This window comes from Camelimonas sp. FR25, from assembly GCF_059740505.1.
In genome coordinates this window covers 96,622-122,869 of sequence record NZ_JCAWFG010000076.1, presented here as the reverse complement: position 1 = coordinate 122,869, position 26,248 = coordinate 96,622, and the positions used below count along the sequence as shown (strand labels likewise).

20 protein-coding genes are annotated in these 26,248 nt (G+C 65.7%); 11 read left to right on the top strand and 9 right to left on the bottom strand.

Going from position 1 to position 26,248, the window contains the following annotated elements; translation table 11 throughout:
* Positions 1–88: 88 nt before the first annotated feature.
* Entirely contained in the window at positions 89–1,885 is a 1,797-nt protein-coding gene (locus tag AC6A67_RS09315) for a CYTH and CHAD domain-containing protein (protein WP_498036276.1), read from the top strand.
* A gap of 243 nt (positions 1,886–2,128) precedes the next feature.
* Positions 2,129–2,917, top strand: a complete 789-nt coding sequence (locus AC6A67_RS09310; RefSeq protein WP_498036275.1) for a histidine kinase dimerization/phospho-acceptor domain-containing protein — start codon at positions 2,129–2,131, stop codon at positions 2,915–2,917.
* 168 nt (positions 2,918–3,085) lie between these two features.
* On the opposite strand, the gene AC6A67_RS09305 is transcribed toward AC6A67_RS09310, so the two are convergent.
* Positions 3,086–3,766, bottom strand: a complete 681-nt coding sequence (locus AC6A67_RS09305) for an SDR family oxidoreductase (protein WP_498036274.1) — start codon at positions 3,764–3,766, stop codon at positions 3,086–3,088.
* A gap of 309 nt (positions 3,767–4,075) precedes the next feature.
* Entirely contained in the window at positions 4,076–5,176 is a 1,101-nt protein-coding gene (locus AC6A67_RS09300; RefSeq protein WP_498036273.1) for a glycosyltransferase family 4 protein, read from the bottom strand.
* A gap of 320 nt (positions 5,177–5,496) precedes the next feature.
* Between AC6A67_RS09300 and AC6A67_RS09295 the strand changes: the two genes are divergently transcribed.
* Positions 5,497–6,666, top strand: coding sequence for a glycosyltransferase family 4 protein (locus AC6A67_RS09295; protein WP_498036272.1), 1,170 nt, complete (start codon positions 5,497–5,499; stop codon positions 6,664–6,666).
* Positions 6,667–7,030: 364 nt separating this feature from the next.
* On the opposite strand, the gene AC6A67_RS09290 is transcribed toward AC6A67_RS09295, so the two are convergent.
* The gene (locus AC6A67_RS09290; RefSeq protein ID WP_498036271.1) at positions 7,031–8,305 is read right to left on the bottom strand and encodes a glycosyltransferase; all 1,275 of its coding nucleotides are present in this window, start codon (positions 8,303–8,305) and stop codon (positions 7,031–7,033) included.
* Positions 8,306–8,639: 334 nt separating this feature from the next.
* Here AC6A67_RS09290 and AC6A67_RS09285 point away from each other — a divergent pair, with 334 nt between their 5' ends.
* Positions 8,640–9,539, top strand: a complete 900-nt coding sequence (locus tag AC6A67_RS09285) for a glycosyltransferase family 2 protein (protein WP_498036270.1) — start codon at positions 8,640–8,642, stop codon at positions 9,537–9,539.
* Complete coding sequence (locus AC6A67_RS09280) at positions 9,536–10,909, top strand: polysaccharide biosynthesis/export family protein (protein WP_498036269.1); 1,374 nt, start codon at positions 9,536–9,538, stop codon at positions 10,907–10,909. Before AC6A67_RS09285 ends, AC6A67_RS09280 begins: the two co-directional genes overlap by 4 nt.
* A gap of 170 nt (positions 10,910–11,079) precedes the next feature.
* Here the strand turns inward: AC6A67_RS09280 and AC6A67_RS09275 are convergent, their stop codons facing one another.
* Together AC6A67_RS09275 and AC6A67_RS09270 are read right to left on the bottom strand one after the other, a co-directional pair.
* Positions 11,080–12,315 carry an ABC transporter substrate-binding protein gene (locus AC6A67_RS09275; protein WP_498036268.1) on the bottom strand — a complete coding sequence of 412 codons (1,236 nt, stop codon included), beginning with the start codon at positions 12,313–12,315 and terminating at the stop codon, positions 11,080–11,082.
* A 280-nt stretch (positions 12,316–12,595) separates the two neighbouring features.
* Positions 12,596–13,825 carry an ABC transporter substrate-binding protein gene (locus tag AC6A67_RS09270; RefSeq protein WP_498036267.1) on the bottom strand — a complete coding sequence of 410 codons (1,230 nt, stop codon included), beginning with the start codon at positions 13,823–13,825 and terminating at the stop codon, positions 12,596–12,598.
* Positions 13,826–14,171: 346 nt separating this feature from the next.
* Between AC6A67_RS09270 and ilvA the strand changes: the two genes are divergently transcribed.
* Positions 14,172–15,434: a threonine ammonia-lyase IlvA gene (gene ilvA / locus AC6A67_RS09265; RefSeq protein ID WP_498036266.1), complete on the top strand. Its 1,263-nt coding sequence runs from the start codon at positions 14,172–14,174 to the stop codon at positions 15,432–15,434.
* A gap of 82 nt (positions 15,435–15,516) precedes the next feature.
* On the opposite strand, the gene AC6A67_RS09260 is transcribed toward ilvA, so the two are convergent.
* Complete coding sequence (locus AC6A67_RS09260) at positions 15,517–16,293, bottom strand: enoyl-CoA hydratase (RefSeq protein WP_498036265.1); 777 nt, start codon at positions 16,291–16,293, stop codon at positions 15,517–15,519.
* A 151-nt stretch (positions 16,294–16,444) separates the two neighbouring features.
* Here AC6A67_RS09260 and AC6A67_RS09255 point away from each other — a divergent pair, with 151 nt between their 5' ends.
* The 5 genes from AC6A67_RS09255 to AC6A67_RS09235 all read left to right on the top strand — a co-directional run bounded on the left by AC6A67_RS09255 (position 16,445) and on the right by AC6A67_RS09235 (position 22,568).
* Complete coding sequence (locus AC6A67_RS09255; protein ID WP_498036264.1) at positions 16,445–17,536, top strand: hypothetical protein; 1,092 nt, start codon at positions 16,445–16,447, stop codon at positions 17,534–17,536.
* Positions 17,537–17,622: 86 nt separating this feature from the next.
* The gene (gene repA / locus AC6A67_RS09250) at positions 17,623–18,837 is read left to right on the top strand and encodes a plasmid partitioning protein RepA (RefSeq protein WP_498036263.1); all 1,215 of its coding nucleotides are present in this window, start codon (positions 17,623–17,625) and stop codon (positions 18,835–18,837) included.
* Positions 18,838–19,920, top strand: a complete 1,083-nt coding sequence (repB, locus tag AC6A67_RS09245) for a plasmid partitioning protein RepB (protein ID WP_498036262.1) — start codon at positions 18,838–18,840, stop codon at positions 19,918–19,920.
* 691 nt (positions 19,921–20,611) lie between these two features.
* Positions 20,612–21,853, top strand: coding sequence for a plasmid replication protein RepC (repC, locus tag AC6A67_RS09240; RefSeq protein WP_498036261.1), 1,242 nt, complete (start codon positions 20,612–20,614; stop codon positions 21,851–21,853).
* A gap of 100 nt (positions 21,854–21,953) precedes the next feature.
* Complete coding sequence (locus AC6A67_RS09235) at positions 21,954–22,568, top strand: hypothetical protein (protein WP_498036260.1); 615 nt, start codon at positions 21,954–21,956, stop codon at positions 22,566–22,568.
* A gap of 272 nt (positions 22,569–22,840) precedes the next feature.
* Here the strand turns inward: AC6A67_RS09235 and AC6A67_RS09230 are convergent, their stop codons facing one another.
* From AC6A67_RS09230 to AC6A67_RS09220, 3 genes are all read right to left on the bottom strand, one after another.
* Positions 22,841–23,629, bottom strand: coding sequence for an SDR family NAD(P)-dependent oxidoreductase (locus tag AC6A67_RS09230; protein WP_498036259.1), 789 nt, complete (start codon positions 23,627–23,629; stop codon positions 22,841–22,843).
* 305 nt (positions 23,630–23,934) lie between these two features.
* On the bottom strand, positions 23,935–24,729 hold the full coding sequence (locus AC6A67_RS09225; protein ID WP_498036258.1) for an enoyl-CoA hydratase/isomerase family protein: 795 nt from the start codon (positions 24,727–24,729) through the stop codon (positions 23,935–23,937).
* Between the two features lie 11 nt (positions 24,730–24,740).
* On the bottom strand, positions 24,741–26,165 hold the full coding sequence (locus AC6A67_RS09220) for a carotenoid oxygenase family protein (RefSeq protein WP_498036257.1): 1,425 nt from the start codon (positions 26,163–26,165) through the stop codon (positions 24,741–24,743).
* Positions 26,166–26,248: the final 83 nt, after the last annotated feature.

The window sequence follows — 26,248 nt, the reverse complement described above, 5'->3', positions numbered from 1 at the left end:
GGTCATACGTTTGTCGTGGTCGCCGCGCTTCTGTGGAAGGAACATTTGTAACCATCGGCAAGTCGCTGGACGCTTTGATGAAACGAAGATGTCGAGCTGCATGCCGATGCGCATGGCAGCCGTTTCAGCGCGAACGTCTGACCTCAGCCGCCATGGCTGCAACTGCTCGACAAAGCCTTTATGCTGTGGGCCTGCGGGCCCTGGCTATGTCGCCAACCGCAGCATGCCTGGAGGATTTGCGATGGTCGCCGCGCGTACGGCTTCAGCAACCGCGGACAAGGTTACGGCGGGGTCGCCGCGACATGGATCCGTGGACGGCGCCGCGCCTGGTGCTTTGGCCCAGCCTGTTGAGATTGAGATCAAGCTGCTGTGTGCGCCTGACGTCGCGCAACAGGTTATGCGCACGCCGCTATTGCAGCAGATGCAGCCTACGCCTCTTCGGCGCACGCAGCTCGACGCCACCTATTTTGATACGCCAGACGCTCAACTGCAGCAGCGGCTGTGGGCGCTGCGTGTCCGCAAGGACAGCGCTGGCCTGCACACGTTGACCCTGAAGACCCCCGTTGGCGACGGCCATGGCGGGGTCGCGCGCAATGAGTGGAACCATGTGCTAAGGGATGGCGCCGTCGATCTGACCCAGGTCGGCGCGTGGTTCTCCGCTCTCGATGCAGCTGATCTCAACCCCGATCTCCTGGCGCCGCTGTTTCAGACGCTGGTAGATCGACAAAGTTGCGAGCTGACTGTCGCGGATGGCGTGGTCGAACTGACGGCGGATCACGGGCGCATTGTAGCTGGCGCACGTTCTGACGCCATATCCGAGATCGAACTGGAACTTGTTTCCGGCGCGCCCGCCGCTATTTTCGATGTGGCGCTGCGGATCGCCGACGCGTTTGACGTACGCGTGGCCGTGCATTCAAAAGCCGCACGTGGCTATACCCTTGCGCTGGGCCGCGGACCCACGCCTGTCAAGGCCAGCACGCCGGAAAGCGCCAGCGACGCTTCCCTTGACGCGACGCTTCGCGCCTCATTCCATACGGTGTTTGAGCATGTGCTGGCGAACCTCGCCGCGGCCCGCACACCTGGCGTCGTTGAGGGCGTGCACCAGTTGCGGGTGGCGCTGCGCCGCTTGCGGTCGCTGTTGGGCGTCGTCAAAAGTCTCGCGCCATCGCACAGCGTCGCCGGGCTGGGCGGGGAAGCAAAATGGCTGATGAATGCGCTGGGGCGTCCACGTAACCTCGACGTGTTCGCCGAGGGCGTGTTCGCCGAGGCGCAGAAGGCGTGCGGCGCCTGGATTGATTTTTCGGCGCTCGACAGGCGTCTTGGCTCCGCGCGCGACGCAGCCTGGGCTGACGCCGCCACCGCGCTCGACAGCCGGCGCGCCACGGTGTTCCTGCTCAGGCTCGGACACTGGATCGCCAGCGCGGGCTGGCGTGAGGGGGGCAGCTCAGACACTGACGCCATGTTGCGTGGCTCCGCCCGCGCGGCGGCGATCCGGGCGGTCGCGCGTCGCCGGCGGCAGGTGCTGAAGAAGGGGCGCGGCTTTGACAAGGCCGACGCCGCCGCCCTGCATGAGGTGCGGCTGGCGCTGAAGAAGCTGCGCTATACCGCTGAGCTGTTTTCGCCGGTGCTACCGGCTGGCCACGATGAACGTGGCGCGGCGCGGCGGCTGGCGCGGTTGCAGGATGTCTTCGGGCGATACAACGACCTGCATGGCGCGCTCGCCGTGTTGCATGAGCTACGCCAGCAGAAGGGGCGCGCGGGAGCCGACGTGTCTCTGGCGATTGGCGCCATCTATGGGCGCGTCGCGGCCGAGGAGGAGATCACCCTCGCGCAATTGCGCCGCAAATGGCGCAGGTTCCGCAAAGCGGCCAAGGCGCACGATTGAGGCCTCGTTCTGCGGCAAAGGCTCTGCAAAGAGGGCCGGGGCGCGCGCCGCTCACCAGCGGATGCGCCAGGGGGCGACCGCGTGTAGTGGGTTCCGCGCCCGCCACATGAGTAGCGGACAGACCGGCCCTGACGGCTGCGTCTCGCGACAAAGTGCATAGGGTGATACGACGAACGCTGCGACAGTCGGCTCTGCGCGATCAGCGCGAGATCGGCTGGCGTCAGCCCCCTGGAGCCCCGTTTGATGTATTCCGGAGATAAAGCCACTGGCCCTGATAGCGGACCAGAAGCGCGCGACGACGCCGGGCTGCTTCTCCCGCAGCTTCAGCAGGCGCTTGCGGCGGCGCGGGACGCAGCGGCGGCGCAGCAGGCGCTCGACGACAGCCCTGAAGCCATCGGCCAGGCCGCCCGCAAGGCGGCGCATGAGTTCAACAATCTGCTCACCGTGGTCGGCAGCTCGGTCGAACTGCTGCGGCATCCCGGCCTGCCGCCGGAGCGGCGCGAGCGCTATCTTACCGCCATTGAAACCACGACCGAGCGCGCCGCCCTGATGACCCGCAGTATTCAGGCGCTTGCGCGACGCCTTGCGCCGCGCAAGGCGGTCATTGATGTGGCGGCGCGTATGGGCGCAGTGATGCGTCAGGCGCGGGTCGCCCCTGCGACGCCATCGCCCGGACCGCTGCCCGTGCTTATCGATCCGGCTGATTTTGATGACGCTGTCCTGTGCCTTGCCGAGGCAGGCCATGGCGGCGATGACGACGGCGTGCGGCTGACGATCACCCTGTCGGCGACGCCCGGCGCCGATGGCCATCCACAGGTCAGCATCAGGCTGTCTCCCGTCTCTGAAGCGACGACGGCGCAGGTGCTGTTGTTCGCGTCGCGGATGCTGGATCCGCTGCGATCCCCCGGCGCGCTGCCCGACGAATGGCGCAAATTGTTCTGGTTCGCTGCGCGCTATGATGGCGACGTTGTCGCCGAACTGCAGGGTGATCGCCTTGCGCTGACGCTGCGTCTGCCGCTGCATCGGCCCTGACAATACTGACCCCGGCTGGGGCGGGTCCGCCTGGCCGGTGCGCCGCTGGCCGGCTTCGCGGCGCTCATACCAGGATGCGAATATGCTGACGCATCCGCATCCTGAAATGCTCAGGCGCCGCATGGACTTGACCAGAACCCGATGTATCATGGTCATCGGAGTCTGGCGTCAGTCGGCGTAAATCATCCGCCGGGTCATGCCGCCGTCGAGGGTTAGCGTCTCACCGGTGATGAAGCCGGCGTCGGCGAGGAACAGCACGGCGGCCGCCACGTCTTCTGGTCGCCCAACCCTGCCGGCCGGATGTTGGGCGTGGTCTTCTGGCGCAAGGTCCGGGGAATCTGAAATCCAGCCCGGGGCGATGGCGTTGACCCGCAGCCTGGGCCCAAGACTGACCGCCAGCGCATGGGTGAGCGCCACCACGCCGCCCTTGGCCGCAGCATAGGCTTCGGTGAGCGGCTCCGACATGAAGGCGCGGGTTGAAGCCATGTTGATGATGGCGCCGCCCTCGCGCAGCAGTGGCACGGCGGCGCGGGTCATCAGGAAGGCGCCGGTGAGGTGGCTATCGAGGACCCGCCGCCAGCGCGCCAGCGACAGCTCCGCCACCGGGCCGGTGACCGGCGCGGCCAGCCCGGCGTTATTGACCAGCAGATCCAGCCCCTTCCAGTCGAGGCTGGCGAAGGCGTCGGCGACGGAATCTTCATCCGAGACATCGCATGGCACGAAGCGCGCCTCGTCGGGTCCGCCATCCTGAAGGTCGAAATTGGCCACGTCCCAGCCAGCGTCAGCCAACGCCGTGCAGATGCCCGCACCGATCGTTCCTGAACCGCCGGTCACAATCGCCTTGCGCATGTCGACTTCCTGCATGACGGCGCCGACAGCGGCTTCACCGCGTTGCCGCGACCCAATCGGTTGCCTGCCCGAACAAAAGCATGAACTGCCTGTTCCTTTCGGATCAAGCCCTGAATGTCATAGATGCGATCGCAATCTGCTTCACGCGCCCAGATGGCGTGGCGACAGACGAAAGGGCGCGCCGGTGAAGGCGCAAATCAAGGGCTCCGGGCGCCGATTGCCGCGGCAATCTGGTGCGTGTGGCCCAGGGGCAATCCAGGACAAGCAAAGGCGAAGCCGACATATTCGCGCCTGCCATGCCAAACAGCGTCAAGTGACGCCGGCGGAGGCGTCACTTTTCGCCATCAATTGCAGCCAGGCCAGCGCCACATTACGCCAGGTGAACAATTGGGCGCGTTGCAGGCCTGCAGCGCGCAGGCGTTGGCGCATAGCGGGCGCGCGCAGCAGGCGCAGCGCCGCAGCAGCTGCAGCCTGCGGATCATCGGGGTCGACATGGATGGCGGCGCCGTCGCAGATCTCCACCAACGCCGCCGCTGTGGAGGCGACCAGCGGACAGCCGCGCGCCATCGCCTCCGCCGCCGGCAATCCAAACCCCTCCATGCGGGTCGGGAAGACAAAGCACACGGCTGAATCGAGCGCGGCGGCGAGTTCGTCATCGCTGATGCGGCCTAGCGGCACGATATTGTCGCCCCGGCGCGCCGCTTCCGCGCCTGCCGCCTCGCCGGCCACCAGGATATCCACGCCCTCGGCGGCCAGCGCTGGCGCCATGGCCCAGATCAGCTCCATATTTTTGTAGGGCTGGTCGCGGCCGATGCACAGCACATAGGGCCGGCGGCTGGCGTAGCAGCGCGTGGCGCGGTCCGGGCGCCAGCGCAAGGCGTGATCGGCGCCATTCCACGCCACGGTCACCCGCCCTGGGTCGACCACGCCCAATTGCGCCAGCTGCCGGCCAGCGTGGTGCGAGACGGTGACGATGGCCTCGGCGCGGCGGCCTAGCGCCGGCATCAGCGTGTGATGCGCGAGGCGAAACAGCCGGCCATAGCTCTCCGGCATCAACCAGGTATGGGCGTCATGCATGCAGACGATCTGCCGGCGCACGGCCAGCGGCGCCAGATTGCAGAAGCTCAGCAAGCCGCCCGTAACATGCCGGGGCAATTGCGCCTGCACCCAGAATTGCGGCAGGCGCGGCGCGCGATATTCGGGCACATGCCGCACGGTGATCCGCTGCAGCTGCGGCGCGGCGGCCGGGCGTGGCGTGGCCAAGGACACCTGCAGCCCCTCGCTGCCGGCGACGCCCTCAACCAGCAGCGCATCGAGCGCCTCGGTGACCTCACGCGCATAGCGCGCGACGCCATTGGGCGCGAGCGAGAGAAAATCTCCGTTGATGGTCCAGTGTCGGCTGCGCGGCATGATGCGTCCTGCTGTGTGCAGCAGTGATCGAGCCATGTGGCCAGCTGAACAAGACTGTCTTGTTGGCGCCGCTACGTCGCCTTTGCGCCCCGTCTCGCCATAAGACGTAGGCGGCCTCAACCGCCGCTACCTCCATTGCAGGCATGGCGAAAAGGGGGCCGCCGGCCAACAGTGCGTGACGCGTGGCGCGAGCTGCTTCGTGCGACCAGATCCGGCGAGCGTGGCTCACACTCTGGTCAGACCCGGGCGGCGCATGAGCTTTGCAGGTCGCGGACGCGTCAGCATCGTCGCGGCCTGGTATGACGGCGGAAAAACCATCAATGGCGCGATCCTGGAAAATTAACGGACGGTTCCTCGGGCAGCCGCTCACGGGGGTGCAGCGCTATGCCCGGGAGATTGTCGCTGGTCTGGATCGCCTGATCCAGCAACGGCATCCGCTGGCCGACGATCTGGCGCCCGAAATCCTGGTGCCGTCGCACATCGCCGTTGCGGACGTCACGGCGCTGTTCCCGAACATTCCCGTTCGGCAGGTGGGGCGCGGCTCGGGCCATCTGTGGGAACAGACCACGCTCGCCGCCGAGGCCCGCGGCGCGGGACTGATCTGCCTGTGCAACACGGCGCCGCTGCTGCACAACCGCCTGCTGCTGTGCCTGCACGATCTTAATACGCGCGCCTATCCGCAAAGCTATTCCGCTCCCTATAAAGCCTATCAGCGGTTGGTGACGCCGCTTCTGGCGCGTCGGGCGCAGCGTCTCGTCACCGTTTCGCACTATTCAGCCAGCCAGATCGCCGCCTGGGGCCTCGCCAGCGAAGACGCCATCACCGTCATTCCCAACGGTCATGAACACGCACTGCGCTGGACGCCGCGCCACTCCGACGCCACGCGCAAGGCCGCCAGCGCCGACACCATTGTGGTGATCGGCAGCCCGGCGCCGCACAAGAATGTCGCCATGCTGCTGGGCCTTGCGCCACGGCTGGAGGCGCTGGGCTTCCGCATCGCGCTGGTCGGCGCACGCGACGCCCGGGTGTTCCGTGACGGCTTGCGCGGCGTCGCCGCCAACAATGTCGCCATGCTCGGCCGGCTGACGGACAACCAGATGGCGGCGCTGACCAGCAGTTCATTGTGTCTGGCGTTTCCATCGCTGGCCGAAGGCTTTGGCCTGCCGCCGCTGGAAGCGATGGCCACCGGCTGTCCGGTGGTGGCCTCAGACCAGAGCAGCCTGCCGGAGATCTGTGGCGACGCCGTGCTCTATGCGCCGCCGGATCAGCCCGACGCCTGGCTCGAAGCATTCCGCGCCCTGCGCGCCGACCCCTCCTTGCGCTTTAAACTCGCCGCCGCCGGCAAGGCCCGGGCGCCATTGTTCAGCTGGGCGCAATCCGCCCTGGACTGGCTCGAACTGATGGCTGACGCCGACGGCCTCAGCGAGCCCTCCGCGCTGCTGCAGCGCCAGGAGCCCTATGAACACTCCTTGCGCGGCGCGCTGATCTGAACCCACGCTTAAGCGCGGGGCCTATTCGCTCACGCCCGCCCCCCTCTCAGCCGTCATGCCCGCGCTTATCGCGGGCATCCACGCGTTTGGCTGCCAGGATAGAAGCGCCGACAGGACAGAACGCGCCCTGGGCCGGGCGCTGGAACGGCGTTGTCATTCAGGAAGACGGGGTGCGCTCCCCAACGGAAACGCGTGGATGCCCGCGACGCGCGCGGGCATGACGTTGGGGAAGAGGGAGACAGCAGACCGTGCGGCGCCTCGCGGTGCGAAAGCGCGTCGGCTGGCTGCATGTGACCCGTAAGAGAGGTTCCGCCGCCGCCGCAGCAGCAGCGCCTGCGGCGTTCCCGGCAAGCCCTTACGTCGATCAGCTGCGGACAATGTCCCGTGGCGCCCCCTGGGCGATGTCCTGCGCCATGTCGAACACCCGGTTCATGCCGCTGCGGAACCGCTCCACTGAAAAGCGGCTGGCATTGTCGCGGCAGGCTTCGGGGGCAAAGCGCTGTTCATCGGCCTCGAACGCCGCCACCGCCGCAATCACATGCGCCTCGTCCTGCCGGTTAAACAGCAGGCCCGTAGGCGCGCCGTGCGCTGCGGGCGTGCGCACAATGTCCACGGCGCCGCCACGGCCGAAGGCGATCAGCGGCGTGCCGAGCAATTGCGCTTCGGCCAGGGCGATGCCGAAATCCTCGCAGCCGCCAAACACCAGCGCCCGCGCCCGCGCCACCGTGCGGAAATAGTCCTGCCGCGGCAGGAAGCCGGTGAAACTGACGTTGGGTCCGGCAAGACGGCGCAAATGCCTGGCCTGCTGGCCTTCGCCCACCACCAGCAGTCTGCGGTTGGGCATGGCGTTGAAGGCGCGGATCACCAGGTCGGTGCGCTTGTAGGGCGCGAGAAACGAGGCGGTGACGTAATAATCATCCTTGTCGGCGCTGAAGGCGTCGGCGGGCGCGCTGACCGGCGGAAACACCACCTCGGCGTCGCGGCCATAGATGCGCCGGATACGGGCGCGGACATAGCTGGAATTGGCGGCCATCACATCCGGGCCATGGGCGGTGCGGGCGTCCCAATTGCGCAGCCGGTGCATATAGTGCCGGTACAGCAGGCTGAGCGGTCCGCGGCGCAGGCCCAATTGCTCGAGATAAGAGAACTGCTCATCCCAGGCGTAGCGCACTGGACTGTGGACGTAGCAGATGTGCGGCTGGTCGGGGCGGGTGATGACGCCGCGCGCAAAGGCGGCGGAGGACGAGATCACCACGTCATGGCCGGTGACGTCGAACTGCTCCATCATCAGCGGACACAGCGGAAACAGGTGCCGGTAATAGCGCCGCACGCCAGGCAGGCGATTGGCGACCGAGGTGTGAAAGCGCGCCTCGCCAAAGTGCTTGCGCCGGATGTCGTCGTCGAGAAAATCAAACAGCGTATAGACGTCACGGGCGCCGAAGGTGCGCCCCAGTTCGGCCAGAACCCGCTCGCCGCCCCGGAACGACGGGCACCAGTCATGCACCAGCGCCACCGACAGGCCGGCGGTGCGATTGCGTCGCACATCCTGGCGGCGGCTGGCGGCGAGCTCCAGCACGCCCCGGTTGTCATTGCCAGGCTCGGTCACCGCAAGCGGCGCAGGCTGGGGCAGTGTGGTCATGGCGTTTCTCCGCGGCGCCGACGGCGCGTCGCCCGCCACCCGAATATCGCGAAGGCGTGAAGCCGCCCAAACTCCGCCAAAAGGCCATACGGGCCTCCTGCCTTACGTCTTTTGCGTGCTGGCGCCGTCGCACTGAGGCGTCACCGGCCCTATTTCGGTACTGGCTGCACGGCGCAATCCTGCGCAACCTGGGCGGGCCCACATTGCGCCGCCTGGCTGGAGCGCTGGCGTAGCTGCGCGCGCGGCGTCAACGTCTGCCTGCCCCGGCGACACTTCCGGCCATTCGCCATGCCGGGGCCATGGCCAGACTTTTCATCAAGATCAGGTCCTGCGCATGCGTATCACGGTCATCATCCCCACCATTCACCGACCAGAACTGGTGGCGAAAACGCTGCGTCATTTGCATCACCAGCAACGTCTGCCCGACGCCATCGTGCTCGCCGCCCCGGACGCCAGCCATGTGGGCCCGGCGCCTGAGCGCCATGCGCCCCCCGGCGTTGCGTTGCAGGTGGCGCTCGGCGCGCGCGGTCTGTGCGCCCAGCGCAATGCGGCGCTCGACGCCGTGCAGCAGCACACCGACATCATTGTTTTCTTCGACGACGATTTCCTGCCCTCGCCTGATTATCTGGCTGAGCTCGAGCGGGGTTTCCGCGACAATCCCGACTATGCGGTGGTGATGGGCGCCGCCATCGCCGACGGCGCCCATGGCGCGGGCATCGATTTCGATGATGGCGTCGCCATGCTGGCGCAGGCAAAGCGTATCAGCGCCAACTGGCCGGACGTGGCCGATCATCCCGGCGCCTATGGCTGCAACATGGCCATGCGCGCCGCCGCCATCGGCGCCGAGCGCTTTGACGAGCGGCTGCCGCTGTATGGCTGGCAGGAGGACATCGATTTCACCAGCCGCCTGCGCGGCGCCGGTCGCATCGTGGCGCTGAAAACCCTGACCGGCGTGCATCTGGGGGTAAAGGGCGGACGGGTCAGCGGCCTCCGCCTTGGCTATTCCCAGGTGATCAATCCCATCTATCTGATGCGCAAGGGCACCATGAGCCCAGGCTTCGGGCTGCGCCTGATCGCCCGCAACCTTGCCGCCAATCTGGCGCGCAGCCTGAAGCCCGAACCGTGGGTCGACCGCCGCGGCCGGCTGCGCGGCAATATGATCGCGGCGGCCCATCTGCTTTCCGGACGCATCGAGCCGGAATACATCCTCCAGCTTCAGGACAAACGACCATGATCCGCCGTTCCGGCCGCCTGTCAGCCGCAGCGCTCAGCCTGCTGCTGGCTCCAGCTCTCAGCGCCAGCCCGGGCCTCGCCGCCGACTATCTTCTGGGCCCGCAGGACAAGCTGCGGGTCAAGGTCTATGAGTGGCGTCCGGCCCAGGACAAGATCGTCGAATGGGAGGGCCTGAACGACGAATTCACCGTTGGCGCCAATGGCAAGGTGTCGCTGCCGCTGGTCGGCGAAATCACCGCTGGCGGTCTGTCGCCGTCCGCCGTCGCCAGCGCCGTGGGCGAAGCGCTGCGCACCCGCATGCAATTGGTGCAGAAGCCGGATACGACCGTCGAAGTGGTGCAGTATCGCCCTTTCTACATCACCGGCGACGTGATGAAGCCTGGTGATTTCCCGTTTCGCCCTGGGCTGACGGTGCTGCAGGCCGTGGCCCTGGCTGGCGGCGAGCTGCGCTCGACCGATTTCAGCACCCGCCAGCGCGAAGCCATCGCGGCGCGCGGCGAGCTGGAGGCGGTGGCCATCGCCCGCACCGCGCTGCTGATGCGCCAGGCCCGTCTCAACGCCGAAGCCGCCAACGCTGAAAGCTTCCCGATGCCGGCGGGCTTCGCCAATGGCGGCCAGCGCGCCCAAGATGCTTATGAGCAGGAGACGCGCATCTTCAACACCCGCCGCGACGCCTTCCGCACCCAGACCAACGCCATCAGCACACTGAAAGCGTTTCTGGAGCGGGAGGGCCAATCACTGAGCGGCCAGCTGGAGACCGAGGCAAAACAGGCGGCGCTGGTGCAGAAAGAACTCGATGGCGTCACCACGCTGGTTGGCAAGGGCCTGGCTGTGGCGCCGCGCCAGTTCGCGCTGGAGCGCACCATGGCGCAGATCCAGGGCGACCGGTTGCGGCTGGAGACCAGCATCCTGCGCGCCCGCCAGGAGGCCTCGCGCGCCGAAATCAGCCTGCTGGAGCTGCAGAGCAAGCGCGAAGGCGAGATCGCGCTGGAATTGCGCGAGACGGACCAGCGCCTCAAAGAGCTGGCGACCCGCCGGGCCATCAATGAGGATCTGCTACAGGAATCGACGTCAGCTGGGGCTACCGGTAGCCGCCGGGCCGCCATGCGCCAGGCCATCAGCTATACGGTGGTGCGCGCCGCCAACCCCGGCGAGCCCATCGCGGCGCTGGAGACGACGCCTGTGGGCCCAGGCGATATGGTCAAGGTGACCCTGCCTGAGACGCTGGGCCGCGATCAGGTCGGCGCCGCCTTCCAGGGCTCGCCGCTCGCAAACACCGCCGCACGGCCCGCCGCCCCCAACCCGCCTGGGCGCCAGCCAGCTGGCCAGGCCGCTGGCGGCGCCAGCCCTGGCGGCGTGGCGCTGAACTGATGCTGCAGCGCATCTGGCGCAGGTGTAGATCAGCCTGGCCGGGCTCTGGCCTGGCGCGCCCTGCCCTCACCGCGCACAGATAGCGCCTGAAACGCCGCCGGCACGACGCGACACTGAGGTCGCGCCGCGCCGGCACAAACGTGTCTGGCCGAGGAACACCAGGTCGTGGATCAGTCCACCGGGTCCCAGCTGGCGCCGTTGAAGCGCTGCAAACGCATGTGTGACACCACGGTGTAGTCGTCTGGCGTGGTGTTGATCAGGCTGCCTGGCAACAGCACGGGAATGCGGACGTTCTTCATGTTCGCCGCCTGCTTGAGGATGTTTTCCCGGCTGAGATCATCGCCTGCCTGGCGCAACACCTGCTCCATGGTCTGGGCGTAGGCATAGCCAACGATGTTCAGCGTATCCGTCTGATCAGCGCCCGGCAGATACTTGTCGAACCAGGCCTTCCATTCCTTGACCGCAGCGTCATCCTTCCAGGCAGGATCGGTCGATTCCTTGATGAAGCCGGCGGTGATCACGCCTGTGGACGCCTCAATACCTGCAGGACGGAAAGTGGAGCCAATATAGGCCGAGCCAAGCGTCAGATAGATCTGTGGTTTCCAGCCCATTTCGTGGATCTTGCGGATCGCCTGGGCGGCCTGGCGCGAATAGGCGAACAGGAAAACGGCGTTGGCTCCGGCCTCGCGCATGTTGAGAATCTGTGAGTCGATGGTCGGATCCGTGGCCTGGAAGCTCTGGGCGCTGACGATAGCGCCCTTGTCGCCCCCTGCCCGCTCGTCTAGGCCCTTGCGCAGCCCGGCCAGCAGCTCCTTGCCGAAGTCGTCGTTCTGGTACAGCACGCCAATGCGCGCGTCTGGCGTGCGCCGGGCGAGCTGCTCGCCGAAGAACACGCCCTCCTTGAACAACGCCGGCTGCCACGCCATGGTCCACGGGAAGTGTTTCGGATCATTGAAAGATTGCGAGCCGCCCGCCACGAACAGTTGCGGCACTTTCTTGCCGTTCAGATAGGCCCGCACCGCCAGATTGTTGGCAGTTCCCAACGAGCCGAAGATCGCCGCGACATCATCGCCCTCAACCAGCTTGCGCACGCCCTCCAACGCCTTGGGGGCGCTATAGCCGTCGTCCAGCGAGATAAAGCGGATCTTGCGACCGTTAATGCCGCCGCGATCATTCACTGACTGGAAATAGGCGGCCTGGGCCTTGCCGAGCTGGCCATAAGCCGATGCCGGGCCGCTATAGGCCATGGTCTGGCCAATGCGGATCTCCTCAGCGGTGACGCCAGGGGTCGCAGCTTTCTGGGCGAAGGCCGGGCCAGCCGTGAAGCCGGCGGCCAACAGCGCGGCCAATGCGAGACGCGACCGGCCGAAGCGACGCGCCAGATGAGACAGAGATGATGACGCCATGGTGTCCTCGAACGGAAGAGGCGGCAGCCGACGCCAGAACTGCGAATGCGACCTGGCGCGGACTGGCGATTGTCAGGAAAATCGTGCGCCAGCGCATCGCGCTGAGCGAAAATATGAGGCGCGTAACGCCACGCCAATTGCCGGGAGGCGCCAGCGCCTTGCCCTATGCTGTCTTGAGGACGCGACGGCGCGGCGCTGGCCGCGGCCGACGCCGCAGTAAGATGCATGGGGCTGAAAGGCAGCGCGCCGCCTTTGCCATCGGCATTGCAACGCGGGTGCGTTAACCGGCCAGCTTGCAGGCGCCCTCCGAGATGGGCCGGAACGCATTCTCCGGCGCCACGACAGAGGCGATGGTGACGTAGTCCCACGGGTAGCGGGACTCTTCAGGTTTGCGCACGTGGCACAGATACATCCGGTTCATCAGCCGGCCATTGGCGGCGATCTTGCACGGGCCGAACAGCGGATCCGTGACCTCGGTCGCCTTCATCCGGGCGACCACCGCCCTGCCGTCATTGCGCGCGACCTCTGGCCCGACCGCCGCCGCCGCCCGCAGATAGTGCAATGCCGCCGAATAGGCGCCCGCAATATTGTGCGACGGATACAGCCCTTTGGTTGCCGGCAAAAGACGTTTGGTGAAGGCGCGGGTTCCCTCGTCACGATCCCAGTAGAAGGCGTTGGAATAATAGATGCCCTGCGCGTCCTTGAGCCCCATGGAGTGCACCTGCGGCACGTCCATCAGCATCGACGTCAGCACCGCGCCTTTGCCGGCAATGCCAAATTCATTGGCCTGCTTGATGCAGTTGACGAGGTCGTCGCCGGCATTGGCGAAGCAGATCACCTTGGCGCCGCTTTGCTGGGCCTGGAGCAGATAGCTGGAGAAATCTCCTGGGCCCGGGAACGGGTGGCGCACCACGCCGAGCACCTTGCCGCCACGGCGCCCGATGATCTGGTTGGCGTCGCGCACGACGGAGGCGCCCATGGCATAGTCGGCGGCGATAAAGAACCAGGTGTCCAGCCCCTTGTCCATCAACGCATTGGCGACGGTGGCGGCCATGCCGTGGCTGTCATAGGTCCAGTGGACGTGGTTTGGACCACAGAACTTGCCGGTCAGATCCTCGGTCGCGGTGCCGCTGAACAGCCCGACCCGGTTCTTGTCCTTGGCAAGTTCGGTGATGCCCAGCGCCAGCGCCGACATCGGGATGTCCGCGATGGCATGAACGTCGCCATTGTCGAACCAGTTGCGCGCAACTGACAGGCCGATGTCAGGCTTGAGCTGGAAATCGCCATAGACCACGTCCACCGGCACATCTGGCCGTTCCTTTGCGAAATCTTCGGCGGCAAGACGCACGGCCGTCACCGCACTGATGCCGGAGAGATTGGAGTATGGACCATTCATATCGGCGAGGACGCCGATACGGATGGGCTTTGCGCCCTGGGCGCGCACGATGGCCGGTGCAGCCAGGCTGGCGGCAGCGGCGGCGACAAAGGTACGACGGGACAACATGGACATGAGCCCTCCCCCTGATGAATGTGGCGTTTCCCCACCCCGCCTTGCTTTGCGGGCGAAGTAACATAACTTATCTTATGCCCGATGATTACACGGTTGCCCCCTGTCCGCAAGCGATCAGGGGCGCTGGCGCTCATGGCGCGCGCTTGCACGCCGGCGTCGGGCGCAGTCCGCACCACGCGCCGCCGAAGATGCCGTAGCATTGCTACGGCGCGCAGGCCCCCGCCTGCCGCATCGTAAACCGCGCGTAAGCGCGCACGCCCCAAAGTGAGGTGCCGAAGCGGCGCCTGTTGACGCGCGGGCCCCACGCCCTATGTCAGGTGACCTTCCTCTCAGGCGGAGCCGCACGATGAATGTCCTCCCAGATCAGTTCCGCGCACAGGTCGCCGACGCGGGCGAGGCGCTCCGGACGCTGTTTCCCCCAACGCCTCTGCAACACAACGCTCATCTTTCACGCCGCTATGGCGCCAATATCTGGCTGAAGCGGGAGGACCTCAGCCCGGTGCGGTCCTACAAGATCCGGGGCGCGTTTAACTTCATGCGCAAGCGCCTCGCAGGCGAGGCGGCGGCGCCATTGTTCTGCGCCGCCTCGGCTGGAAATCACGCTCAGGGCTTCGCCTTTGCCTGCCGCCACTTTGGCGTGCGGGGGCGAATTTTCATGCCTGTGACGACGCCGCAGCAGAAGATCGGCAAAACCCGGATCTTTGGTGGCGATGCCATCGACATCGAACTGGTCGGCGACTTTTTTGACGATTGCTACCAGGCGGCCCAGATGTTCTCCGCGCGGACCGGGGCGATCATGGCGCCGCCGTTTGACGACCCGGACATCATTGAGGGCCAGGCGACCATAGCGCTTGAAGTCGAACAACAGATGGGCGCAACGCCGGTCGATATGGTGCTGGCGCCCGTTGGCGGCGCCGGCCTCGCGGCGGGGCTGGCGACCTATTGGCGCCAGCAGGCGCAGGCCCCGGCCCTCCGTTTTGCCGAACCGGCCGGGGCAGCCAGCCTGAAGGCCAGCCTGCTGCACGGCGAGCGGGTGCGCCTTCCCCAGATCGATGGCTTCGTCGACGGCGCCGCAGTGGCGGAGATTGGCGCCTTGCCCTTCGCCCTGCTGCGGGATCAGCCAGCAGAATCGGTCACGACGCCGGATGAGGGCCGCATCTGCGCCACCATGCTGGACATGCTCAATATTGAGGGCGTCGTACTTGAGCCGGCGGGAGCGCTGTCCATCGCGGCGCTACATGACATGGCCGATGAGATCTATGGCAAGACGGTCGTGCTGGTCGTCTCGGGCGGCAACTTCGATTTCGAGAGACTGCCGGATGTGAAGGAGAGGGCGCTGAGGTTCGAGGGGCGCAAGAAATACTTTATCCTGCGCCTGCCGCAACGCCCTGGGGCGCTGAAGGACTTCCTCGGCCTGCTGGGGCCTGAGGACGACATCACCCGGTTCGAATATCTGAAGAAGTCAGCCCGTGAATTCGGCTCGATCCTGCTCGGCATTGAAACCGGGCACGCCGGCAATTTCGAGGGGCTCTTCCGGCGGTTTGAGCTCGGCGGCATCAATTACCAGGACATCACCGACGACCGCATCATCGCCGACCTGCTCATCTGAGCAGCTGTTGGGAGTTCCCAACGCCAATAAAAAAGGGGCGGCCCGCCGGCCGCCCCTCAATCGCATTTCACCCAGTCAATGTTTACTGGGTGCGCCCACGCGCCAGCACGGCGCCGCGACGGTTCTCGACGTCTTCCGGCTTAACCTGGGTGTTGTGGCCAGTCGACACTTTGGCTTCCAGCGCCATGGCTTCGCCGAAGGGCAGATCGAACCCATCGTCAATCAGCTTCTTCAGCGTAGCCATCATCCCTGGCTCGATCTGCGCCATGTCGCTCGCCAGCTTGCGCGCCGTTGGCAGCAACTCGGCCGCAGAAACCACCCGATTGACCAGGCCCCAGCGTTCGGCCGTCTGGGCGTCGAGGAAATTGCCCGACAACGACAGCTCCTTGGCCCGATACAACCCAATAACCCGTGACAGCTTCTGCGACAGACCCCAGCCTGGCATGATGCCGACGCGACCATGCGTATCGGCGAAGCGGGCGTTCTCGGAGGCGATCAGCACGTCGCAGGCCAGGGCCAGCTCGAAGCCACCGGTGATGGCGACGCCATTGATCGCGCCAATCACCGGCTTGGTGCAGCTCTCGATCGCCTTGACCGGGTTGAGGTCAGTGGTGGTGGCGTTGGCAGCTCCCAACGCCGAGGCGTCGCTGCCCAGTTCCTTAAGGTCGAGCCCTGCCGTAAAGGCCTTCTCGCCAGCGCCGGTCAGAATCACCACGCGCACATCCGGATCAGCATTGATCTGCTTCACTGCTTCCGCCAACTCGGCCCGAAGCGCATTGGACAGCGCATTCATGGCATTGGGGCGGTTGAGGGTGATGGTGGCGACGCCTTCCGACTTCTCGACAAGCAGATTGGACATTTCAGCTCCCGTAGCGATGATTCTCAATGCTTGCCATCGACATAGATCAGATGACGATGAAAGAATATAGTTGATCGAGGCCAAAAACCCGGTTGTGTATAGGGTAGACGTCAACCAGGGTAGCCCGGCGCGCACCGGAGGAAAGACCGGCATGGACATTGCTGCGCTGTTCGCTGCCCTTGCGCTCTGCGCCCTGATCCAGGGCGCAATGTTGCTGCTGCGCTGGCAGAGGATGGACCAGACACCGGAGCTCGGCTACGCCGCTCTCGCCAATCTGCTGATCGGCGTGGGCGCAGCCCTGTTTGGCTCACGCTATTACGGCGGGCCCTACATCACCACAATTGGCCTGTCGAATGCGCTCCTGCTGAGCGGCCTGAGCCTGCACCTGCAGTCCATCCGGGCAAGTGATGGCCTTAAGCCGCTGTACTGGCAAGTGTTTTCCCCTGGCGCGCTGTGGCTCGCGGCGGCCTGCACACCGATCTTCGCCACCACCCCGGTCCTGCGGGTAGGGCTGTACGTTCTGCTGTCGACAGCCATCGCAGCCACCGCGGCCATCCACCTGGCGCGCAATGGCCTGCGCCTGCGGTCGCGCCAGCTCTGGTTCGGCTTCTGGGCGATCGCCGCCATTTGCATGGCTTCGCGCCTGTTCGACATACACGCCGTGATCCACGGTGTCTCATCCGGCCTGTTCGTCTCCGCCACCTATGCCGTCCATCTGATGCTGGCCTGCGCCGCCACCATGGGGCTTGGCTATATCCACCTCGCCCTGTCCGACGGATTGCCGCGCATCGACCGCTTTATGCACTTGCTGCAGCGCGGCCTCTCGCCGCTGAGACCAGCTCCCCATCGCCATAACGCTACGACAGACGGATCGCGTCTGTGGTCGCTCCGGATAGACCGCCTGAGCGCCGCGCGGCGCATGCACGCCGATATCGGCGGCGACGATGTCGCGCGCATCGTCGCCGCCATCGCCACGGTCAGTCCGGAGCGCCTGCGCGTCTGGCGCGCAGGGGTGGACCGACTGGTCTGGGTGGAGGAGAGCAGCGGCGACGCTGAAGCGAACGCAGCGGCGACAACCCGGCTGGCGGAGACGCTCGGCGCCATCGCCGCAACCAGCCCAACCTTCCCGAAAATCGCCATGAGCTGCGGCGCCTATAGCGGGCGCGCAACAGATGTGCGCGCCGCCATCGCTGCAGCCGACCGTAACGCCGTGCTGATAGCCCCAAAGCCAGACGCCGTTTAAGGTTTCGTTAACCCATTCCTCGTTGACGCATTCTCCGAATCCACGCACCCTACGCGAAATCCCTCCGTCTCGGTATTTTGGCGTAGATGAGCAACGTAACGGAAAACTTCGCGCATTCACGAAACGACAGCCGTTCGATCGACGTGCTGATCGATGAGCACGCGCGCGCGCTCTCCGAACAGCTGCAGACCCTGCGCTCGCGTCTGTTCTCACCGCAATCAGAAAAACAGCTGCGCCTGTTCTCCTCGCCGGAGGCGGCGCGGCTTATCGGGGTGACCGACGCCTATCTGCGCCAGCTGGCGCGGGCAGGGGAGGGGCCGGAGGCCGAGCGGGGCCCCGGAGGGCGGCGCCTTTATAGCCTAGCGCAAATCAATCAGATTCGCCGGCTACTCTCCCAACATAAGCCGGCTTACCTTCCTGGCCGCACTGGCGATGAGCATTTGCAGGTCATCGCCGTGACCAATTTCAAGGGCGGCTCAGGCAAGACCACGGCCAGCGCGCACCTTGCGCAATATCTGGCGATGCGTGGCTATCGGGTGCTCGCCGTTGATCTGGATCCGCAGGCGAGCCTCTCGGCCCTGTTTGGCTATCAGCCGGAATTCGACATCAAGCCGAATGAGACGCTGTACGGCGCCATCCGCTACGACGACCAGCGCCGGCCGCTGCGTGAGATTATCCGCACCACCTATTTCGACGGTCTTGACCTCGTGCCGGCCAATCTCGAGCTGCACGAATATGAGCATGAAACGCCGCTGATGCTGACCTCGGGCGAGCGCAGCGACGGCCTGTTCTTCGCCCGCGTCGCCCAGGCGCTTGGCACGGTGGAGAAGGACTATGACGTCGTCGTCATCGACTGCCCGCCGCAGCTCGGCTTTCTGACCCTCGGCGCCCTGTGCGCCGCCACCGGCGTGTTGATCACCGTGCATCCGCAGATGCTCGATGTCGCGTCCATGTCGCAGTTCCTGCAGATGACCGCAGGTCTGCTGGGCGTGGTGCGCCGCGCCGGCGGCAATCTTGATTATGACTTCCTGCGCTATTGCGTCACCCGCTTCGAGCCCAATGACGGCCCTCAGGCCCAGGTTGTCGGCTTCCTGCGCAATCTGTTCGGCGACAAGGTGCTGACCCAGACGGCGCTCAAGACCACTGCGGTGACGGAGGCGGGCCTGCGCAAGCAGACCATCTATGAGATCAGCCGCGATCAGGTGAACCGGCAGACCTATGAACGGGCGCTGGAATCGTTCGATCTCGTCAATGGCGAGGTCGAGGCCCTGATCCGCGCCAGCTGGGGGAGGGCAGGGTAAATGGCCCGCAAGAGCACCCTTGCAGATCTGATGAAAGCGGCGCCTGACCCGGTGCGACCACCGGTTCCCGCCGCCGTCAAGCCTGGCGACGCGCCACGTGTTGACGCCACAAAGACTGACAGCGCCGCGCCGGCGGCTGCCGCCGGATCGCTCGGCTCCCCGGTCGCCTCCGGCGCCCTGCGGGCCATGGGCCTGTCGCTGGAACGTCTCTCGGCCGACGCAGAGAAGGCGCGCAACCTTGAGGCGATGATCTCGGCTGGCGACCGGGTGCTGGAGCTTGATCCGGCGCAGATCGACGGCTCCTTCGTCCGCGACCGCCTTTCCGGCGCAGACAGCGCGGCGCAGGATGCCAGCCTTGACGGCTTGACGCGCAGCATCGCCGAGCAGGGCCAGCAGGTGCCGATCCTGGTGCGCCCGTTGGGCGACACCGGACGCTATCAGGTCGCCTACGGCCACCGTCGCCTCCTCGCCGTCAGCCGGCTGGGCCGCAAGGTGCGCGCCATCGTGCGCCAGCTCAGCGACGCCGAACTGGTGATCGCCCAGGCGCGCGAAAACCTCGAACGCCGCGACCTCAGCTATATCGAGAAGGCGATGTTCGCACGGAGGCTCGAAGAGCAGTTTGACCGCGCCACCATCATGGCCGCGCTCGGCGTTGACAAGGCTGATCTGTCGCGCCTGCTCAGCCTTGCCCATGCCTTGCCGGAAGCCGTCGTGCAGGCGATTGGAGCCGCCCCCCGCGCCGGCCGGCCACGCTGGTCACGGCTGGCGACCGCGCTGGAGCATCGCGATGCGGTGAACCGCTTCAACGCCCTGGCGCGCGAGCCGGCTTTTGTCGCCGCCCCGTCTGACCGGCGGTTCACGCTGGCGCTGGAGCGCCTGAGCCAGCCGCAGCCCGCGGCTGAAACGGCGACGCAGGACATCAGGTCTCCGCGCGACGGCGCCGTGCTTGCCCGACATGAAGCAGGTCGCCGCGGCGGCAGGCTGGTGTTCGCCAACAAGGCGTTCAGCGCCTTCGTGCGTGAACAATTGCCGGAGTTGGCGCGAGCCTTCGCCGCCCATCAGTCGGCAGAAGACGGGAGTTAGAAAAGTCTGGTCATCAAATCATGCCTCATGATGACCAACGGCTAAAAGGACGGCGTGGGGCAAGCGTTTTCGCCGCGCGGGCGGCGCATGCTCCGGCGCATTTGATGCGATCGGTCTTCGCCGCAAATGCGAAAGATCTGGGACGGTTCATTTACGCTGCGAGCGGTGGGATCCACCCTTGTAGGGAATGGTCGAGGGGGTTGCGCCAATAGCAGTCCCTGGGCCGTTCAGGCGTCGTGACCCGTCACAGTGGATCGGCCTGTTGGCTCTGTCGCAGGTTTCGGACATTGCGGCCAAGGCAATGTCCGGTAACGGCAGCCACTGGCCAGGTCAGGCAAGGCCAGGAAAAGGAACGGAAGGGCGTCCCAGGACGCCGCAGGCACGAGGCCGGTCAGCGGAACGCCCCTGGCGCGCTGACGACAGACGTTTTGGCGGCGCCCAACCGGCGCCCGCCAAGCCACCCCGGATCGCTGCCCAAGGCGCGAACCGGGCCAACCATCTGATCTGCAATGGCGTCAGAGACGCCCTTACAGGAGTAACGCGGCAAAAGAAAAAGGCCCCCGAAACGACGTTCCGGAAGCCCTTCTCATTGGTCTGGTAAACCTGAGAATCGCACTTCCGAAAATTGCAGTCAAGTGCATGACGTCATTTTGGCGGTCGATTTCCCATGCCCGAAAGGCGGGGATCGAAGATGCAGCCCTTATTGACGACGCCCTTTGGGCGGCGAACGATGTCGCTTGCCATGGCGGCGCGCCAGATCGCCACGCAACAGGCCCAGCCTGAGGCGAGTGTTCACAAATGGCGGCTGTTCCGCGCGATATGTGAAGCGCGCGAACTGCTTGGCCCTTCAGACCGCGCCCTTGTGGTGCTCAACGCCTTGCTGACCTTTCTGCCCGAAACCGAAATGTCAGTGACACAACAGCTGGTAGTGTTCCCCTCCAACGCCATGCTGGCGGCGCGCGCCCATGGCATGGCGCCAGCGACGTTGCGTCGTCACCTTGCGTCACTGGTGGCCCTTGGCCTGATTATCCGCCGCGACAGTCCCAACGGCAAACGCTACGCCCGCAAGAGCCGGTCCGGCGACATCGAAACCGCTTATGGCTTTGATCTTGCACCGCTGGTGGCGCGGGCTGAAGAAATCACCGCGCTTGCCAACGAGGTCGCCGACGCCCGGCGCCAGCGGCAGACGCTGCGTGAACGGGTGACGCTGGCCCGCCGCCATTGCGCCAAACTGCTCGCCGCCAGCGCAGGTCTCTACGATGACGACGCCTGGCGCGCTCATGACGCCGCATATCAGCGTCTGGCGGGCGCCCTTCCGCGCTCTGCTGACGCAATGGTCCTCGCTGCGCGCGCAGACGCGCTTGAAACCTTGCAAGCCGACATCACCAGACGCCTGCAGGATCACATCAATTTGCAGCCAGCGAGCGGCAATGAATCCCAAACTGAGCGCCACATACAGAATTCAGATAAAGAAGATATTAGAATTAAAGCGCCACAGGTTCAGATGCCTCCCGCCACATGTCAGCAGGCATCGCCCCCCCAGCCTCAGATATCATGGCGTCTGATCATGGACGCGTGTCCAGACCTCAACGATTACGCACGAGCGCCCATCAGCAATTGGCGACAATTGTGTGATGCGGCCGAGCTGGCGCGCGCCGCTATGGGTATTTCTCCGGATCTGTGGCGCCAATTCTGTCACGATGCAGGCGAAGTCGATGCAGCAGCTGTCATCGGCGCCATGTTGCAACGCATGCAACATATCGCTAATCCCTCTGCTTACCTGAGAGCGCTGCATGCACGGCTTTGCACCGGCCGTTTCAGGCCCGGTCCGATGCTGGCGGCGCTTTCACGACCACCGATACCACCGTCAGGTTTACCGCCGACACGTCATATGCAGGTGAGAGGTTTTCACCATAGATCCGTGGCGCATTGACTTGCAGACGCCAAAGATCAGGTCTAACTTCTTCTGTGTATTTCTTGCAGCTCCGTGAACATCGAATCTGCAACGCCCCAGGCGGATACTGGAGCAGATAATGAAGAAATCTACGCGTGGTTTTGTCGTCGAGCGTCGACACAGCAAAAAGACCCCGCTCTGGAGCGCCGCAGACCTCGGCTCCGTTGAAACACAGCGGACCAGCAGCGCACTGCGTGAAGCAAATGAGCTGTTCCGGCCAAAGGCTTTGGTCGCCACCGATGCGCCAGGCGCGCCTGCTATCCGCGTATTGCCAGACCTGTCGGAGAAGCCAGTCGCGGACGCCGGGCCGACGCCAGTCGTCGCCGAAGCAGCGCCGCGCCGGCCGCGTGGACGACCCCGCAAAACCGTCGCCACAACCGCAGAAGCGCCCGACCTTTGGTCGTTTCGCGATGATCCGGATGAGGACAACCGCGCCGCCAGTATGGCGCCGGTGATGGCGTCGTCCGCCGTCGACGGAGACGACTCCAGCGCGCCGCGACCATCCGACCACGGCGCTGCAGCCGCAGCGACGGTGGCCGAAGCCATCATCCACGTTCAGACGCCAGATGAGATCATCGCAGCTGTCCGTGACAAGGTTGAACGGCGCACATCGCGCAAACGCCGCTTCCGCACGGCTGCAGATCTGCCCGTCGGCCAACGCTGGAAGCGCCGCCTGCACCCCGCCGCCTGGTAATACCAGAACCCGATGAGCGTGACGCTTCGGGTTCTGGCCAAGCCTGTGCGGCGCCTGAGCATGTCAGGATGCCGATGCGTCAGCATCTTCGCATACTGGTATAAGTGGTGAACTGGTTGAGGGACGACCGGGACGCTGCGGACGCCCGGACCAGGCGCAAAGGCCCTGCGCCGGGACTTCGTTCATCGCGAACAGGGCGCAAGGTCAGATGACGCCAGCCTGCAGCGTTCACAAAGGATCCCGGCAGCAGCCGCTATCTGGACCACTCTGCCTCACACCATGGTCACCGCATAGGCGCCGTCGATGAGGAAGGTGTCGGCGGTGTGGTAGGCGGAGCCGTCGGAGGCGAGGTAGACGGCGATGGCGGCGAAGTCTTCCGGCTGGCCCCAGCGGCGCATGGGAATGCGGGCGCTGACGGATTGTTCGATATCGGGATTGGCCTGGGAGCGGGCCGTCATCTCGGTGGCGATCCATCCCGGAATAATGGCGTTGGAGCGCACGCCATAGCGGGCGAGGGCGCCGGCCAGATGTTTGGACAGGGACAGGATCGCCGCCTTGGAGACGCCGTAAGCCTCAAGATATGGCGTGGCGTTGACGCCGGTGAGGCTGCCGACCACCACCAGTGAGCCGCCTGGATCACCTGCCTTGGCGCGCGCGATCATGTGGCGCGATGCGGCCTGCAGCGTCGCCCGCACACCCCACAGATTGGTGGCGAAAACCTCTTCCCAGCTGTCGCGGCTCTGGGCGGCGAAGGGCGTCGGCGGGGCGCCGCGACCGGCGTTGGCGAACACCGCGTCGAGCCGGCCATGGCGCTCAATGACGCCAGCCATCGCCGCCTCAATCGCCTGTTCGTCCGACACGTCAACCATCGCCGCCTCGGAGGCTGGATTGATGGCGCGCAACCGGGCCTGGGCGGCGGCGTTCTTGGCCTCGTTGCGGCCCCAGACAATGGTGGTCGCGCCGGCAGCAGCGAGACCCTCGGCCATGCCAAGGCCAATGCCGCCATTGCCGCCAGTGACCAGCGCCACCTTGCCGGTCAGATCAAAGGGAGATCGTTTCATCGTATTGTCCTGAAGCTGGGGCCGTTCGCCCGAAACGGCTCGAAAGTGACGCCGGTCGCGCGGCGACGTGAGCGGGCTGCGCGCTGCCTGTGCAAGGCGGGCTGATCATCGGTTCAGCTCGGCGGCGTTATGCAACCGCCCCGCGCGAGCTGGCGCAGGGCGACGGCCATTGAAGCCTGGCGACGCTCTCGGCCCCAGGGCGACTGGAAGCTTCGGCGTCGCGAGGCGCCGGCCAACACAATCTGGTCCGTCGCAAGCGTGACGACGCGGCTGCCGCCGCCTGTCTCGTGCGGCAGCGCTTCTGCTCAGACGCCGCCGGTGAAGCGCGCCTTGCGCCGTTCCAGCACCGCCGCAATGCCCTCGCGCACATCGGCGCCGCGGCACTGGTCGGCCAGCAGGCGGCTTTCCAGCTCCAGCTGGGTTTCCAGCGGATTGTCAAAGGCCTCCAGCAGCAGCTGGCGCACCGCGCCAATCGCGCCGGTGGCGCCTTCCGCCAGCATGGTCGCCAGCGCGTCGGCCCGGGCCTGCAGGGCGTCGTCCGCCACCACCTCGGTCAGCAGGCCAATGCGCGCCGCCTCATCGGCGTCAATGCGGCGGTTGGTGAGCGCCAGCTCCTGGAAGCGCCGCAGGCCGATGACGCGCGGCAGCACCCAGGTGCTGGCCCCGTCTGGCGAAAAGCCAATAGCGGTATAAGCCACCGTGTAGTGCGACGATTGTCCGCCAATCACCAGATCGCCGAGGGCGGCGAAAGCCACGCCAGCGCCGGCGCAGGCGCCCTGCACGGCGCAGACAATCGGGGCTTTCATCCGCATCAGTTTGGCGATGGCGGCGTGATACAACGCCGTCATGCGCTTGATGGAGGCAGCCAGATTTTCGGTCTGGGCGAAATGTCCCAGATCGCCGCCCACGCAGAAGTTCTTGCCCTCGGCGCTGATCACCACGGCCCGCAGACCTTTGGCCTCATCCAGCAGAATGGCGGCCTCCAGCAATTCCTGGGCCGACACCGGCCCCAACGGGTTGCCCTTGGCGCCATTGGCCAGCGTCAACCGGCCGATGCCGCCGTCAATGCTGAGGCGAATGGTCGAAAACTCTTTGTTCATGATGCGAAACCTCAACCAGCCAGCAATTCGCCCGGCAGCCAGCGGCCGTGGAATTTTGGCGGGACCTTTTGCGGCAGGATGATGCGGGCGACGGGGCCGACGGCGAGATTGTCGGCCGGGGTGATCCAGAATTCCGAGGTCAGCGACACACGGTCGGTGACAAAACCGAGCAGATAACCGTCATCTTCGGCGCGGCTGCCGATGCGCGGCGCAAAGCTCACCTCATTGCCGAAATGGTTGTCCGGGAACAGCAATCCCTCACGCCGGCCAGACTGCACGTCATATTTCAGCAGCCCCCTGGCCAGCAGGGTCGGTTCGTCGGTCTTGATCTCGGCCATATAGCTGAAGCGGGCGCCGGAGCAGATATTGGCGTCATTGACGCGCGGGAACTCGACATAAGCGTCATCCAGCGCGCTCTCGCGCACCGCGCCGGTCTTCACATTCAGCCGCCACATATGCGGGTGGGAATCGAACCTGTGCTCGCCGTCGACCAGCGGCAGGTCGTCATGCTCATGGCCACGGCTGTCGATGCGCGTCGCGCCCTCCATGCGGGCGCCGACCAGCACGAAATCATCGCCATCGTCCCAGGCCGACGACAGATGCCACATGAAGCAGGGGGCGATCTCGAACCAGCGCGCCGGCGCGTCGAGGTTCTGGCGGTCGAGCAGTCCGATGCGGGCAGGGGCGTTGTCGTTGAGGATGAAGCCGAAACTGTCCTGATCGCTGCGGTCGAAGTCGAACATCATCGGGAAGTCGAACACGCAGATAAAGCGATCGCTGATCGCCATGTCGTGCTGCACGCGCGGCCCAGGCAGCGGCACCGCGACCTGCCGGGTGACGCGGCCATTGGCGCCGGCGACCCCGACCTGCAGATAGGGCGGCTTCGGTCCCCAGGAGATAAAGAACATCTCGCCAGTGCGCGGGTCGATCTTGGCGTGCGAGGTCAGGCCGCCCTGCAGCGTGCCGCCGTAATCAAAATCGCCGACCGTCTCCAGATCCGGCAGGCTCAGTTCATAGGGCTTGCCGCCCTCCCACCACAGCGACAGCAATTTGCCGGAATGGTAGACCAGATCGGTGTTGGAGACGTTCTTGTGGCGCTTGCCGAGGCCGGGCTTGGCCAGCGAGCCGACGTAGGTTGCGTGGCCTGCGGCGATGTCTTCGGCGAGGCCCGGCGTCTTGATCCAGCGGCTGCGGAAGGTGGCGCGGCCATCCTCCAGCTGCACGCCCTGCACCATGCCGTCGCCGTCAAACCAGGAATGGCCGACAGTGGGCATGTGGTGCGGGTTGGGGCCGTTCTGGGCGAACATGCCGTTAAGGTCTTTGGGGATCTCGCCAATCACCGGCAGATCGGTGGCGGTGACTTCGCTGCTGACCGGGGCGTAAATCCCGGTGAGATAGGCGAGGGTGGTCTCCGGCAGTTTGTATGCAGCAGACATGGTTGAACTCCGGTGAATTCCAGAATGTGTTGCGCTGAGCCTGGCGGAAGAGGGGCGGGCGGCGCCCCACTGAAAGTCGGGGC

Excerpts from the sequence above, each read along its gene's own strand:
- AC6A67_RS09270 (WP_498036267.1), bottom strand. The coding sequence starts at position 13,825 with ATGTCCATGTTGTCCCGTCGTACCTTTGTCGCCGCCGCTGCCGCCAGC.
- AC6A67_RS09275 (WP_498036268.1), bottom strand. The coding sequence starts at position 12,315 with ATGGCGTCATCATCTCTGTCTCATCTGGCGCGTCGCTTCGGCCGGTCG.
- AC6A67_RS09230 (WP_498036259.1), bottom strand. The coding sequence starts at position 23,629 with ATGAAACGATCTCCCTTTGATCTGACCGGCAAGGTGGCGCTGGTCACT.
- AC6A67_RS09235 (WP_498036260.1), top strand. The coding sequence starts at position 21,954 with ATGAAGAAATCTACGCGTGGTTTTGTCGTCGAGCGTCGACACAGCAAA.
- AC6A67_RS09220 (WP_498036257.1), bottom strand. The coding sequence starts at position 26,165 with ATGTCTGCTGCATACAAACTGCCGGAGACCACCCTCGCCTATCTCACC.
- AC6A67_RS09285 (WP_498036270.1), top strand. The coding sequence starts at position 8,640 with ATGCGTATCACGGTCATCATCCCCACCATTCACCGACCAGAACTGGTG.
- AC6A67_RS09225 (WP_498036258.1), bottom strand. The coding sequence starts at position 24,729 with ATGAACAAAGAGTTTTCGACCATTCGCCTCAGCATTGACGGCGGCATC.
- AC6A67_RS09295 (WP_498036272.1), top strand. The coding sequence starts at position 5,497 with ATGGCGCGATCCTGGAAAATTAACGGACGGTTCCTCGGGCAGCCGCTC.
- AC6A67_RS09305 (WP_498036274.1), bottom strand. The coding sequence starts at position 3,766 with ATGCGCAAGGCGATTGTGACCGGCGGTTCAGGAACGATCGGTGCGGGC.
- AC6A67_RS09315 (WP_498036276.1), top strand. The coding sequence starts at position 89 with ATGTCGAGCTGCATGCCGATGCGCATGGCAGCCGTTTCAGCGCGAACG.
- ilvA (WP_498036266.1), top strand. The coding sequence starts at position 14,172 with ATGAATGTCCTCCCAGATCAGTTCCGCGCACAGGTCGCCGACGCGGGC.
- AC6A67_RS09260 (WP_498036265.1), bottom strand. The coding sequence starts at position 16,293 with ATGTCCAATCTGCTTGTCGAGAAGTCGGAAGGCGTCGCCACCATCACC.
- AC6A67_RS09255 (WP_498036264.1), top strand. The coding sequence starts at position 16,445 with ATGGACATTGCTGCGCTGTTCGCTGCCCTTGCGCTCTGCGCCCTGATC.
- AC6A67_RS09300 (WP_498036273.1), bottom strand. The coding sequence starts at position 5,176 with ATGCCGCGCAGCCGACACTGGACCATCAACGGAGATTTTCTCTCGCTC.
- AC6A67_RS09310 (WP_498036275.1), top strand. The coding sequence starts at position 2,129 with ATGTATTCCGGAGATAAAGCCACTGGCCCTGATAGCGGACCAGAAGCG.
- repB (WP_498036262.1), top strand. The coding sequence starts at position 18,838 with ATGGCCCGCAAGAGCACCCTTGCAGATCTGATGAAAGCGGCGCCTGAC.
- repC (WP_498036261.1), top strand. The coding sequence starts at position 20,612 with ATGCAGCCCTTATTGACGACGCCCTTTGGGCGGCGAACGATGTCGCTT.
- AC6A67_RS09290 (WP_498036271.1), bottom strand. The coding sequence starts at position 8,305 with ATGACCACACTGCCCCAGCCTGCGCCGCTTGCGGTGACCGAGCCTGGC.
- repA (WP_498036263.1), top strand. The coding sequence starts at position 17,623 with ATGAGCAACGTAACGGAAAACTTCGCGCATTCACGAAACGACAGCCGT.
- AC6A67_RS09280 (WP_498036269.1), top strand. The coding sequence starts at position 9,536 with ATGATCCGCCGTTCCGGCCGCCTGTCAGCCGCAGCGCTCAGCCTGCTG.